This window comes from Opitutaceae bacterium TAV5 (genome assembly GCA_000242935.3).
GTDB lineage: Bacteria > Verrucomicrobiota > Verrucomicrobiia > Opitutales > Opitutaceae > Geminisphaera.
The window spans coordinates 3825174-3838275 of record CP007053.1 but is presented as its reverse complement, the minus strand read 5'-3'; the positions used below and the strand labels follow the sequence as shown (position 1 = coordinate 3838275).

Annotated in this window: 10 protein-coding genes and 1 pseudogene; 4 read left to right on the top strand and 7 right to left on the bottom strand. The window is 59.3% G+C overall.

Features of this window, described 5'->3' with window-relative positions; genetic code table 11:
• Positions 1 to 87 precede the first annotated feature (87 nt).
• The 5 genes and pseudogenes from OPIT5_16405 to OPIT5_16385 form a co-directional block, all read right to left on the bottom strand.
• Positions 88 to 1677 carry a hemolysin D gene (locus OPIT5_16405; GenBank protein AHF91572.1) on the bottom strand — a complete coding sequence of 530 codons (1590 nt, stop codon included), beginning with the start codon at positions 1675 to 1677 and terminating at the stop codon, positions 88 to 90.
• Between the two features lie 317 nt (positions 1678 to 1994).
• Complete coding sequence (locus OPIT5_16400) at positions 1995 to 3179, bottom strand: AraC family transcriptional regulator (protein ID AHF91571.1); 1185 nt, start codon at positions 3177 to 3179, stop codon at positions 1995 to 1997.
• Positions 3180 to 3208: 29 nt separating this feature from the next.
• Positions 3209 to 3542: pseudogene (locus OPIT5_16395) on the bottom strand (plasmid stabilization protein).
• Positions 3539 to 3790 carry a hypothetical protein gene (locus OPIT5_16390; protein ID AHF91570.1) on the bottom strand — a complete coding sequence of 84 codons (252 nt, stop codon included), beginning with the start codon at positions 3788 to 3790 and terminating at the stop codon, positions 3539 to 3541. The pseudogene OPIT5_16395 and the gene OPIT5_16390 overlap by 4 nt, the downstream one beginning before the upstream one ends.
• Positions 3791 to 3880: 90 nt before the next feature.
• Complete coding sequence (locus OPIT5_16385) at positions 3881 to 4072, bottom strand: hypothetical protein (protein AHF91569.1); 192 nt, start codon at positions 4070 to 4072, stop codon at positions 3881 to 3883.
• A 232-nt stretch (positions 4073 to 4304) separates the two neighbouring features.
• Here OPIT5_16385 and OPIT5_16380 point away from each other — a divergent pair, with 232 nt between their 5' ends.
• Complete coding sequence (locus OPIT5_16380) at positions 4305 to 5072, top strand: N-terminal cleavage protein (GenBank protein AHF91568.1); 768 nt, start codon at positions 4305 to 4307, stop codon at positions 5070 to 5072.
• Positions 5069 to 5992 (top strand): hypothetical protein, encoded by a 924-nt coding sequence (locus OPIT5_16375; GenBank protein AHF91567.1) that lies wholly within the window; start codon positions 5069 to 5071, stop codon positions 5990 to 5992. The genes OPIT5_16380 and OPIT5_16375 overlap by 4 nt, the downstream gene beginning before the upstream one ends.
• A 10-nt stretch (positions 5993 to 6002) precedes the next feature.
• On the opposite strand, the gene OPIT5_16370 is transcribed toward OPIT5_16375, so the two are convergent.
• Positions 6003 to 6104, bottom strand: coding sequence for a hypothetical protein (locus tag OPIT5_16370; GenBank protein AHF94445.1), 102 nt, complete (start codon positions 6102 to 6104; stop codon positions 6003 to 6005).
• 268 nt (positions 6105 to 6372) lie between these two features.
• On the opposite strand from OPIT5_16370, the gene OPIT5_16365 reads away from it, so the two are divergent.
• Both OPIT5_16365 and OPIT5_16360 read left to right on the top strand, forming a co-directional pair.
• Positions 6373 to 9552, top strand: a complete 3180-nt coding sequence (locus OPIT5_16365) for a hypothetical protein (GenBank protein AHF91566.1) — start codon at positions 6373 to 6375, stop codon at positions 9550 to 9552.
• Positions 9549 to 11459, top strand: a complete 1911-nt coding sequence (locus OPIT5_16360) for an endo-beta-mannanase (GenBank protein AHF91565.1) — start codon at positions 9549 to 9551, stop codon at positions 11457 to 11459. The genes OPIT5_16365 and OPIT5_16360 overlap by 4 nt, the downstream gene beginning before the upstream one ends.
• 23 nt (positions 11460 to 11482) lie before the next feature.
• On the opposite strand, the gene OPIT5_16355 is transcribed toward OPIT5_16360, so the two are convergent.
• Positions 11483 to 12745 (bottom strand): hypothetical protein, encoded by a 1263-nt coding sequence (locus OPIT5_16355; GenBank protein AHF94444.1) that lies wholly within the window; start codon positions 12743 to 12745, stop codon positions 11483 to 11485.
• Positions 12746 to 13102: the final 357 nt, after the last annotated feature.

The window sequence follows — 13102 nt, the reverse complement described above, 5'->3', positions numbered from 1 at the left end:
GATTCACCGACTCCCGAAAACGTCCGATCCGCCTGGTCATCGGCCCGAAGCCGGCCGATTGAACCGCCCCCCCTGACTCGTCGCGATCTATGCCCCCCGCGGCAGCAGGAACAGCAGCACGGAGAGGAAATGGCAGGTGCTGCCGCCGAGCACGCAGGTGTGCCAGGCCGCATGGTGATACTTCAGGTGTTTCAAGGCGTAGAAAATCAGCCCGCCCGTGTAGCACAGGCCGCCGGCGAGCAGCAGCCAGAGGCCGCCGTCCGGCACCGTGTCGAGCAACGGCTTGAGCGCCACGACGATCAGCCACCCCGCCACCAGATACGCGATCGTCGAGGCCTTGCGGAAACGTCCGCCGAAGAAAAACTGGAAGACTGCCCCGCCTCCGCAGAGGCCCCAGACCACGCCGAACAGCGACCAGCCCCACGGCCCGCGCAGGCTCGTCAGCAGGAAGGGCGTGTAGGTGCCCGCAATGAGCAGGAAAATCGCCGCATGGTCGATGCGCAGCAACAGGCCCTTGGCCCGCCCGCCGGCCCGCCATCCGTGATAAAGCGTCGAAGCGGTGTAGAGCAGCAGTAGTGTCAGGCCGAATACGGTGAAACTGGCCACATGCCAGGCATCCCCGCGCAGGCTGGCGAAAACGATGAGCAGCGTGAGCCCGACGATGCTCAGCGCCAGGCCGATGCCGTGCGTGATCCAGTTGGCCCGCTCCTCGCCGCGGCTGAAATCCGGCAGCGCCGCCGCAGCAGCCGTCCTTGCCGGCGCCGGGCGCGCAGCGCGCTCGCGACGCCGCTTCACCGCGCGGTCGGCGACTCCGTCCAGCCAGCGGATAAAGCCGACCGGACGCGGGCTCTCGAACTTGCCCGGCTCCCACTCCTCTCCCTGCGCATACACTGTCTGCGGGATCACGCAGGTGCGAAACGTCCAGTCAGCCACCGGCAGGCCGAAAAACCCGGAGATCGATTCGTTGCAATCCGTCACGGCGTGATGCCGCAGGTGGAATCCATAGACCGGCAGCCAGAACCATTTCCAGCGCGGGTGCTTGATGAGCGGCTCCCAGCTTTCGAACGGCCAGTGGTTGATGGCGTGCAGCACCTCGTAAAGCGTCAGCGAACTGGCGAGCGCGGCGAACCCGGCAATGAACCACGGGAACGACGGCATCAGCCAGTGCAGCGTCACGAGCACCGGCGTCATGATCGCGGCAAACGTGGCGAACGAGTACCACGGGAAAAACGACGCCTCGTGCTGCTCGGGTTCGACGATGGGGAATTTGTTTTCGATAAACAGCACGCCGGTCCCGTCGCGCGTGCGCCGTTTCGCGATGCGGGTCAGTCCGTGGTGCAGCGTGTGCTGCCGGTAAAAATAGCGGAACAGCGGCACCGCCGGTTTGTGCAGCACGTAACGGTGGAAAAAATACTCCACAAAACAGTTGAGCAGGCTGATCCCCAGAAACGCCGCCACTCCCTTCCAGAGCGGGCCCACGAACTGGGCGGACCAGATCGACGGAAAGAAAAACCACAGGGCGGCGAACAGGCCGCCAAGCGTGAGCGCGATCGTCAGGATGAACAACGGCAGCGAGAATTCCTCGTGCTCATGGTCGTGGTGATGATGCGCGGGCTCGCCGTGATGATCGTGAGAATCATCCGAAGCGGAACCGGAATGAGAATGGAACGCGGACATGAAAGCGGCGTTATGATGTTTAATGACTCCCCACAGCGCGTCGCGCGATGGGCGGGCCGCTTTGAACCGTAGAATTACCTTTTATCTATGGCACCTTTGGTCTGGCCAGGCGAACCACTCCGCCAGTTTTCCCGCGTTTAGCAGCCAGCGTAATTCACGGAAAATGCCGCCCCCTTGCCCATAAATCGGCAAACGCTTCGGCATCCAGGCCGTCGATAACAGAGCATGCTGTGCCGGAAAGAATTAGCGCATCGGCGCCTCCTTCTCCTTGTCCGCATGTCTCCCGTTTGCGAAATCGGAACGGTTTTAGCCGCCCATCATGTCTGTGCATGCAGTTTCTTGCGATACTTGAGCGGAGTGAGTCCGAGGGTTTTCCGGAAAACGGTCGCCATATACTCCGGCGAGGCGAACCCCGCCGCCTCGGCCACTTCAGGAATCGGACGGTTTGTCCCGGACAGCAGTGCCTTGGCCCGCTCCACCTGCACATGGCGGATCTGATCCGCCGGTGTGCGGCCCATGACGTGGAGAAAGTGGCGTTCGAGCTTGCGCCGTGACACGCCCGCATGTTGCGCCACCTCATCGACGAGCAACGCGCGCCCCGCATTTTCGCGGATGTAACCGAGCGCGCTCGTGATGACCGGATTGGTGATCGCCAGTGTGTCGGTCGATTGCCGCGTGCGCACGCCGACAGGCGGGATCCGGGTGCGCCGCTCGCGGGCCGGAATCCGTTTCCCGGCAAGCAGTCGTCCCAACCGCTCGGCGGCCTGGTATCCGATTTCTTCCCACGCATGCACGATCCCCGAGATCGGCACGTGGCCGACCTCGCTGAAAATCTCGTCGTAAGCCAGCAACAGCAAAGCCACCTCCTCCGGCACCTTGATCCCCACGCGCCGGCAAGCATGTATCACCTCGCGCCCTACGCTCCAGGAGAAGATGGCGACGGGCTTGGGCAGCGAACGCAGCCATGCGCCCAGCGCGTCGATATCGATACTCCAGTCGGGCGCTCCCCATGCGCGGTTTTGCGCCTCGTAGCTGGCGCATTCCTTGATGCCCGCCGCACGCAACGCGCCCGTGAAATAGCGATGAGTCTCCCGGTCCCAGTCGTTGCCCGCCAGGTCGATGTAGGCGAAGTGGGTGAATCCACGCTCCGTGAAATGTGCCACGGCCATTTCGCACGCAGCCTTGCGGTCGATGCAGACCCGCGGAAAATCCGGAGCATCGGGAAGCACCGCATCGGAGACATTCACCACAGGCGGACCACATCCCGCGAGTTCCTGCGCCATGTCCGGAAACCGGATGTCGGCGATCACCCCGTCGCCTTTCCATCCATGCGGCAGGTGCAGCACATCGGCGGAACCGTGCGGTTCGACGAGCAGATTCCAGGGCGAGGCCAGCATGCTCTTGTAGCGATTGATCCCGAGTATGAGATGCCGTGTCCACTGGCATGCGGTGTCGATGAGCAGAGCGACGTCGAGATCAGTCTGGCGGCGGGGATTTTTCACGTGTTGGTCAAAACACAAAGTGCCGGGACTCAATCCGCAGAAGGTGGTTCAAGCAGACGGGAGGGAAGATTGCGGCGACCGTGAAGGAGCCTGAACAGCAAAACGGCATTTTCCGAACAACGATAAAATACTAGATGCGCATCAAAGGGGGGCCACACGCCATGAACGTATATCTGCCAGTTCAGGGTGTGAAAAATAGCGTGGCCTGCCTTGGCCGGGAATACGTTGCAGGGATTCCACACTTCGGATGACAGCCTCAAGATAACGGCGGGCGATGGATTCACCGGCTGTGCGCCAATACCAGGCATACGCGATTTCAAAATCGGCCGTGAAGTAATCCGACCGGAGCAATTCGCGGATCATTTGAGGGACGCGGAAGACGTTTCGATACGGTGCGCGATATCACGCAATTCGCCCGCATGAAATGCTGTCTGCCTGCTGCGAACCGCGGGCAACAAGGCCGCTTCAAGCTCGGGGCTGTCGGTTTCATAATCCGTAACGGCAGGCACCGCGTAACGTGATTTCAAAAAAATGAGAAAATCATACGTTTCCTGTATCAACGATTCCGGTACGTTCTCCATTTCCTGGAGCATTGCCTCTTTTGTGCTCATGGTGGCAAGGTAGAGCGCTTCTCCAATGAGGCAAGAATCATGATGACCGACACTCCAGACGCTCAAACGCCGCGACAAGATCGCGGCGCTTCATGCGACTTCCAATACCTCTTCTTTCCTGATCCCCGGGATGTCTTCAGACGCAAATGTTTCAAACAGATCGCGCAGATGTATTTTGAGGTCGTCCATGTCCTCGCCCTGCGTCCAGTGGTCGGGGTAATCGTTCAAATATCCGGGAAATCGTCCGTCCGATTCTTTCCACCAGGTAAACCGCGTTTTCATCCTGTTCACCATGGCGCAATCCGCTGGCAGGCGCGCGCCATTTTCTTTTTCAGGCGCATGGATGAAAACATGGGGGAGGGGGGGCGCAACCAACCTCGGTAATTCGGCATGGATGGTGTCGTGTCAAAGAGGATGTGTCGTATTTTTAAATAAAAAAGACGCGATTTCGCCTAGAATATCGGAGAGAGAATTGATATCCTCTCCGGGTAATCCGATTGATCCCCGATCCCCGATGTCTCCTCTCTCTCATGCCAGCCTCCCACTTTTCCACAAGGTATGCCGCCGCCCAGCCAAGGACACGGCGGCGTTCACTTTGATCGAGTTACTCGTCGTCATCGCCATCATCGGCATCCTCGCCGGGCTTGTGCTGATGACACTTGGCAAGGTGAGACAGAGCGCACGCATGGTCCAGAGCTTGAGTAATCTCCGTGCCATCGGCGTCGCAGTCGCCGGATTTATTGAAGATAACAGGGGGCATTTTCCTTCGTTGGGAACGGATACCTATGCCACGCCTCCCCGTTGGTCCACCCGGATTCAACCCTATGGCCTGCCATCGGACGGACTGCTTATCCCAAATGGATCGGGCAACCAAGACAAAGGCAGCCCTGCCTTGTATTCCCCCTTTTGGGAAACATCCAGGTCCACGAGAGAGTCGTCCGATATTTACTCGTCCGATTACGGTGCAAATGTGGGGGTTTTTTATAAGCTGAACGTGGCATATGCGGACCGAAACAAGAACCTTGGTTTTGGCATTGAATTCTCACGAATCGCAAATCCCTCACGCCTGATCACGGTGGCATCATGTCGAACCGGTAGTTCGGCAAAAAGCGGATACTGGGCTTTCTGGCCGTCTGATGTGATTGCAGATCCCGTCGGAAATGTCCGTGGAATTGGGGATTGGGAAACGGGCAAAGTTCAAGCCATCTTTGCCGATGGTCATGTCAAGGCGATCCCCGTGACGGAGTTCCGTAACACCGTGCAAACCTTGCTCAGTCAATGAACAGTCGCGCACACCTCGCTCCCGTCTCACCTGTCTCCCGCAACCACATGAAAGGAAACTACAACATCATGAATAATAACATATCCCAAACAAGCTGGCTCTGGCGCTCCCTCGCAATGTGCACCATCAGCCTTGCTTCCGTCGCCATGACACAAGCCGCCCTCACACCGCTTTCAGATCCGTTTGATACGCTCGACACAGCGACATGGACCGCCAGCGGCACCGCTAGCGCGAATATTCCCTTTGTGAGTGGCACGCCCGCCCTGCTGAGGATGAACGCCAACACAACGAACGGCGACTATTCAGCGCTCACCTCCGTGCGGGATGACTTTAACCCGTTCGCAAACGGATCGCTGCAAATCTCGCTGAGTGGAATTACGCTGGGCACCAACAACTACAATACGGCCTATGCGAGAAGCACGTTTTATGTCGCGATAGGGAATACGACTGGAACCCCCATTCCGGCGGCAGGCAGACTGTCATTGACCATCGATTGGCAGAAAGGTGGCACCGCAACAAATCCAGCCACGCGGGCACTCCATCTCTTCGATGGAGGTACGGACCTGACTATCGGTGGACTGAGCGACATCCCGACCGATGTTGTCTGGTCCATCGACGGCCAAGCGAAAACATGGTCGGTTGTTCTTACGGGCGCGACGTTCACCTCCGGCTCATTCGCAGAAAAAGACACGGCGAGCGGTTCATTCTCCAACTTCACTGCCGCCGATGTTACTGCCGGCTCCCACCTGTTTTTGGGAACAAAAGCCAATGCTTATGGCATGAGGGCGTGGAGCACACTGGACGGCGTATCTGTAACAGCCACAGCCGTTCCTGAACCCTCCTCCGCAGTGCTGCTTGTCGGCCTCGTGTCCGCAGGGCTGGCCGGAGCGCATATCTGGCAGAAACGTAACCGCCGTTAAGCCGAATAGTTCACACGCGACCGGCGATGGCCACCTGTCTCCACAGGCCGCGACTTTTTCCGACAAAAAAGTCGCCTGTGGAGATGATGCGCACCATCGCCGGTTCGAACATACCTGCGCACCGCCCCGGCTAACCGGGCCCAAATCCATGTCTTCATTCACCCTTCTCTCAATCATCACACCACTGGGCAGCCAGATTGACACTCCGGTCCGGCAACAAATCACCGACTCCGATCTGCCTTCGGCGAATGCAACCGCCAACTTTGTGGCAGCGTGCACTTATCTTTATAAGTGCGAATGCGACTGACCTTTCTTACGCCTGTGGAGCACCCCTTTCGCATAAAAACCCGGCGGTTCCCAAGCCAATCTTTCCGACATTCATGTATTCATTTTTCCAACACTTGGCATTTGTCACCACAATCTCCCTTGTTCCGCTCTGGACTGTTTCTGCCGGGACCACGATTTACTCGGAGAACTTCTCAAGAGAGGGGCTGTTTAATGAAAATGGAACAACGGATACAGGTTTTTACAAGGGCTGGAGCACCGCAGGCATTCCAAACAGTGACAACAAGGGGTATGCGCTTGCCCGGATTTTGAGCGACGGGGGACGCCGGTGTCTGAGTGTGCAGGATTTTCGCTGGGCGGGAAACCCTCCCGGAGCCGAGGCAACGACTCCGCAGTTTTCCGCCGGTCATTATTGGCGCCTTGAATTTGTTTTCCAGTGGCGCCCTCATCCAACGCAAAATCACCAGGACAAAATCGAGGCAACGGTGACATTGCTCAATGCAGCCGGGGAGGCATTGGTGCATTTGCCATTCCGCTCGTCGGGATTGACGCCAATGACGGTCACCGGGCCGGGGAATGTCCCTCTCACGCCGGGCGACTGGTATCGGGCGACACTGCTAAAGGCCAATCTGAACGATGATCGTTTTGATCTCGCAATAGAATGCGTTGAGCAGGGAAAAGGCGAGGCGCATTCGCTGGCGCCAGGAGTCAGGAAAGACCTGCCAGCCCAGGCCACGCTGCGCCCCGGGAATGGCGGGGACACGTTTGCGGCCATCCGCTTTAGTGCTGTGTCGGGGTATGGTAATATGGGTACGTTCAACGTCGCCGAACTCAAGGTGTCCGGTGCCGATCCGTCCGCCAAGCCACGCAAGGACGTCGGGTCACGCACGCTTTCCACCCTCTCTTATACAGCCGTGTTTCAACCCTCCGGTTCGGTGGATTTATATGCTCGTTTCAAGAGAGACAAAGCAGGGAAACAGGAAACGCCGGGCATTTTTGCAGGCGGGATTTCAGGTTATCGCCTTGGGGAATGGAGTTCTGATGGACATGTCCCCGAGATCGTAGTGCGCGAGGGACGTAGCGAGGTGGAATCGGAACGGGACGAGGCGATAGACTTTTCCGAAATCGCCACATCCGTAACCGGAAAAAGAATACAATGGCCCGAGGTCGAGCTTCGATTCCTTCCACGTAAAGGAGAAACGAAACCGGTTGTCATCCGCTGGACACTCGCGCCTGACGTTGCCCGGATGGAGCTTGAGGTTTCACCGGACAATGAACCGGGTGCCGGGGATGAAGGCGGGGCCTCCTTCCAGTTCGTCCGGTCGGGCGGAGCACAGTTTGTCGAAGAGATCAAACCGGCGCGCTGGTTGCGAAATCCCGCCGGAGGCGTGCCCGGGCAGGAAACCAAGGGAATGGCACAAGTCTTTCAGTCGGGATCTGTCGTTTGGGCCATCGCCAATGATTACGGTTTCAGGAAACTGATTGAGGACGATGATCGTGTGAATTTTCAGGTGAGGAAGATCCGGGTGCCTTGGATGCGCAGCCGGTTGCGTGGTTCGGCGGCATTCGCATTCGGTGCGGACTCTTCTGTTGTGGCGTCGCAAGCGGTTGCTGTCGCCGCCCATGACTGGCTGGCCTTTAATCTGAAAAGCGAGTCTCCGTTTTATATTTATGACGAAGTGCGTCCGGTCGTGCTGAGAGGAGCGGTCTCCAATCTGTTTCACGCGCCGCAGCGGGCGGATGTTTCCTGGCGCGCGGTTGATTATGACGGTGTTGTTGTTTCAGAGGGAAACGAAGCGCATTGGCTGGCTCCATTCGAGGTGTGGCAACCGGAATTGCGCATTACACCAAGGGCGGCGGGACCGCTTTATCTTGATGCGGTGGCGCGGACAAATCGTGGCACGGAATTTCAGCGTGTCAGCCTGGGCGTAATGCCCCGGCGCGAGTTTACGGATGGCAAGGAGTCGCGTTTTGGCATTTCCGCCTATCGTGGGCGTGTTGGAACCAATGGGCACACCGAGTTGCGCACAGAAGACCAGTTGCTCGATTTAATGCACCGGGCAGGGATTCGCTGGCTTCGTCAGACCGATGGATGGGAGCTTGCACGAAAAAAAGGGTTCCACCTCTGGTATCACAATAATGTGCCCTACAACCAGGCGACGGACGATTATTTCCAGGGGAAAAAATCCTGGTTGAGTGATGAAACCGCGCGCTTGGGGTTCATCGATTCGAATGTTAAAAACACCGGCCAACGTGGGGCTGCGGTGTTGGAATTTACCAATGAGTGGAATCTGCATGGCGGGGAGAAAAAAGCGGTTCGGGCGGAGAAGTATGCGAAGGACTGGTTGCCTCTGCTGCGGAAAAGCCGGGACAAGCTCGCCCCCGATATTTTGCTGGGCGGCGGCGTAGTGGCCAATGGAGACATTCCCTTTCTCAAAAAGGTCTTCGATCTTGGCGCATGGAACGACTTCGATCTGCTCGTCTTCCATGCCAGCGGCGTTCCTCGTTCTCCGGATACAGACGAGGACGTTTACTGGAGTTACCTGCAAACGCTCAAAGACATCAGAAAGGCGTTGCGGATGTTTGGGGAAAAGGAGCTGTGGATGTCGGAATTTTACGCACCGAGCGCTCCCAATTCGAGTGTGAGCAACAACGAGCGCATCGCAGCGGAAGATCTCGTTTTGATGGTGGGGCTCGCTATCGCAGCGGATGTGCGAGGAATGATGTATTATTGTCTGGATGACTTTGACCGGCAGGACCGGATTGCGACAGCAGGGGAGATCGGCGAGCCGATCCTGCGTGAGAATTATTTCGGGTTGTTGCGCCGTGACTGGACACCGAAGGCGGGCCTCTGGGCCTACGCCAACTGCGCGTGGTTATTTGAGGGAGCGAGGTTTCTGGGCGACGCCCGGTTGCCAGGTAAAACCGAGGGTCTGGTGTTCGAGGGGAAACGCGGCCGCTTTGCTCTGGTCTGGGACCGGAGCGAGGGTTATGTGCGGCACGAGCGCAGCGTGGATCGCAATTTCCATCGTGAACCGTGGGAGAAATTCTGGACGCTGGAGGCGGATCTCCGCCTGCCGGTGAAGGACCGGGCAACCGGATTGACGGTGGTCGATACCGTGGGCCGGCCGACAACTGTGAGCCCCGCCGCCGATGGTGCCGCCACGATCAAGGTAAGCGGCGAGCCGGTGTTTGTTTTCGGGGTGGAGTGGCAAATCGAGCGAGGCAAGTATTCCAGGCTGTTTTACCCCGAGAAAGGGGAACCGGAGCGGTGAGCCTGATTAAGCTGGATGCGGACAGTTATCTGACAGATGGGCACGGCGCCCGCTTCATCCCCGTCGGGGCCAACTACTGGCCCGCGTCGTGTGGTGTGGAAATGTGGCAGGCGTGGCCCGAGAACGAAATCTTCGCCGATCTCGATCTCATGGTGTCGCTCGGGTTCAACACCGTGCGGTTCTTCATCCGCTGGCCGGACTTCGAGCCGCGCCCCGGTGAATATGATGCCACCATGCTGTCGCGGCTGTTGCGATTCCTCGATGCGTGCGTCGCACGCGGACTGCACCCTCAACCGAGCCTGTTCGTCGGCTGGATGAGCGGCGGCATTTTCTGGCCGTCATGGAAGGGCGCTCATCAAAACCTCTTCGCCGATCCGGAAATCATCGAACGCGGCGCCGCCTGGGCGCGCGTCATTGCCACGCACCTGAAACCGTTTGCCGCCCATCTTTGCGGCATCGACCTGGGCAACGAACTCGACGCACTCCCCGAATCCTCCGCCGCCGAGCCCGCGCAGGTCCGCGAATGGTGCCGCCGCATGACCGGCGCCATCCGCGATGTGTTGCCCGGTGCGTTGATCCTCTCCGGTTGCGATCACCAGCAAATCATCACCGACACCGGCTGGCGTCTGGGCGACAGTGACGCGGGCGTCCCGCCCGCTTCGGCGGAGTGGCAACGGGACGCCCGCGCCACAACCGCCGCCCAGCCCGGCATCGACGTGCTCACCATGCACGGTTATCCGGTGCCGACGTGGCATCCGGTGCCGTGCGGCGGATTGGCTGATCCTCTCACCCAATCGCTGCTGCCGTTTTATGTGAAATGCGCCCGCGCCTTCGGCCCGGTGATGTTGCAGGAATTCGGCACCATCCTGACCAGCCCGGCCGCCGCACCCCATGCCGATGCATATCTCCGCGCCGTCCTTCCCGCCTGCCGTGACGCCGGCGCCAACGGATTCCTGTGGTGGTGTTTCAAGGACATCACGGCTCGCATTCATCCCTATCTGAAAAACAACTTCGAAAGCCAGCTTGGCCTCGTCGATGCCGAAGGGCGCGTGAAGGAGGGGTTGCGATATTTTGTGGAGTTTGCGCGGGAGCAAGCCGGACGTAGTGCGGAGCTTCAGCCCGCACACCGCGCGCCTGAGGAGGAACGAAACGCCAATGCCAGCTCCAACGCAGGCGCGTTCGGGTTAAAGCGCCGAACTACGGCCGGCGGCGAGGACGCCGCCGCTCCGACAGTTCATCTGTATTGGCCCACCCATTACTACGATCGTGATGCACCGCAAAACCCCGGCAACCGGCCGCGCGAAACCTCGCGGCGGCTCATCATCGCGAACCATCTTCTGCAAACAGCCGGCTTCCACACCGGAATCGTACGCGGAGACCGGCCCATCCCGACACCGGCGGAGGGCGTGCGACGCATTGTTGTGGCCAGCTCATTCCCGACTCTCGGCGAGATCGAAAGCCTGCGCTGCTGGGTCGAACAGGGCGGACACCTGCTCTGGCACGGCCCCGATCCGCTGAACTGGGCAGCGGAAACCACCCGGCTGACCGGCGCCATGATCGCGGATTACCATGCAGCCGTCCCGACCACGGTATCGCCAGACCACACCGTTTATCATCTTGGACGTTATCCGCGTGGGTTGCGCCTGGCTGTGGCACCCTGCGGTGCGCAGGTATCGTTCGTCGACGCCGACGGTTTGCCGATGATTCTGGAGCGGCGCCTGGGCAAAGGTCGCGTCACCACGGTCCTCGCCGATGTTGAGGGCAGTATTCTGGCCTGCCGGAATGTCCCGGCAACAGGCTCGGCAGCCCCGGACGGTGACTGGTACCTGACTCTGCTGACAGACAATGCTCCCCCCTCCTCATCGTCGCCCGGCCAATCTTCACCATGCGGCGCGAGCGCGGGCTGAAAGGTAGTGACGAGAGGTAATCCTCAGATGGTCAGCCGTCGCGGCCGACGGCGGAAAATGACGGTCGCCACGAGCGCGCCCATACCGCCGAGAAGCGCAAGGGCCGCAGGCTCGGGGATGGCCGAGGTGGCAATGGTGAGATCGTCGAACTGGAGAAATTCGACATCGTAAAACGTCTTCTCGTAACCGAAACCGGAAAGCACGAGGAACGCACCGTCGTCGCTCATGGAGACAACCGAGTAGTCGGAAAAGAGGCCGGAGAGAATGGCCGTATCGACGCCGGCATCACCGTAAATGAGATCGTTCATCCCGAGGACAAGGATCGTGTCGTCCCCTTCCCCGCCATGGATCAGGTTGTCGTCGCCGGCACGCCCCTGGATGTAGTCGGAGGTAGCCCCTCCCCAGATGGGCATGCCTGCAATTTGCTGTGCGATGCCCAGGCCACTCGCTCCCCACTCGATCTGGAAGAAGGTGTTATCGGCGCTTTCACGAAAGAGGTTGTAGTGAGCCATGTCGCCGGCGCCATAGGCAGGGAGAACGTGGAGGGTCTCGTCGAGATAGCCGGTGCTTCGGGTCCAGCCTTCGGGAAGGACGGCGGAAGCGAAGGAATCGGGAATCTCCTCGTCCGTGGCGGCACCGCTGGCGCCGAGAATGTAGCGGTTGCCCCAGGTATCGGTGACGAAGTAACGCAGGATGGGAGCCCCTCCGGACGAGTCGCCTTCGCGCGCCCAGAAAATCATCTCCTGGTTTTTCTCGTTGGAGCTGAACTTGATCGTGCCCGGCGGCGGAGTGACGGTGGCAAAGGCGGCCTGCCAGGGGTTGAGCATGCCGGGAAAGGTGGAGTGATCGTAGGGCCACATGGCGCTCTGGATTTGCGCGATGAACTTCCAGGTGTAGCCGCCGATGGTCTCCACCTGCACATCGCCGGCTGGCGAACCGGGACTGCCAAAGGTGTTTTCGGCGTTGAACTCGGGATTTCGCGGGGTGTTTTTCAGGTAACCGGCCGGCGGGGTGAAGTCATCCCATTCCTCGTCGGTGATGCGATTATCCCCGTAGTCGATCCAGACGCGGGTATAGCCGGTAAAGCTGTCGTAGTATGCCTCGGTGAGGTCGGCAATTTCGTAGCCCGCGCGGGCAGGGACGCCGACAAGGAAAGCCGCAAGACCCAGGATAACCGGGAGACTCCGGGCCGAAATCCAGCAAGTGGGCCGGGTCAACAAATCGCGAGAGAAGCAGAAAAGCGCCCTGGCGACATCGACGGAAAGGCTGCGTGCAGTGGTCTTCATGGGGTGCCCTTATCCGCCTTCTGCAATTTCCTGTCACACAAGCCTGCTCCAAACAGGCAAATTTTTTAACGAAAGCGCCCACGGACACACAAACGGTCAAAGGCATCCTTCTTCCCTCCCGTGTCATCCCTTCCCGGAGAGATCCGGAAAGTTTTCTGATGACGGATACAAAAGGTGTCGCGCAATGATGGCAGGGAAAACCTGCCGCCGGATTGCCGAGGGCTGACCGATGACCGGATGGTCCTGCAATTGCCAAAGCCCGCCCTAATGCAGTCCATAAGTGGTACCCTTAAAGTTCCGACCTCCCTGCAAAACGCGCTCGCTCCCCGGGCGTTTCCTCCTTTGAGATTGTCAGCT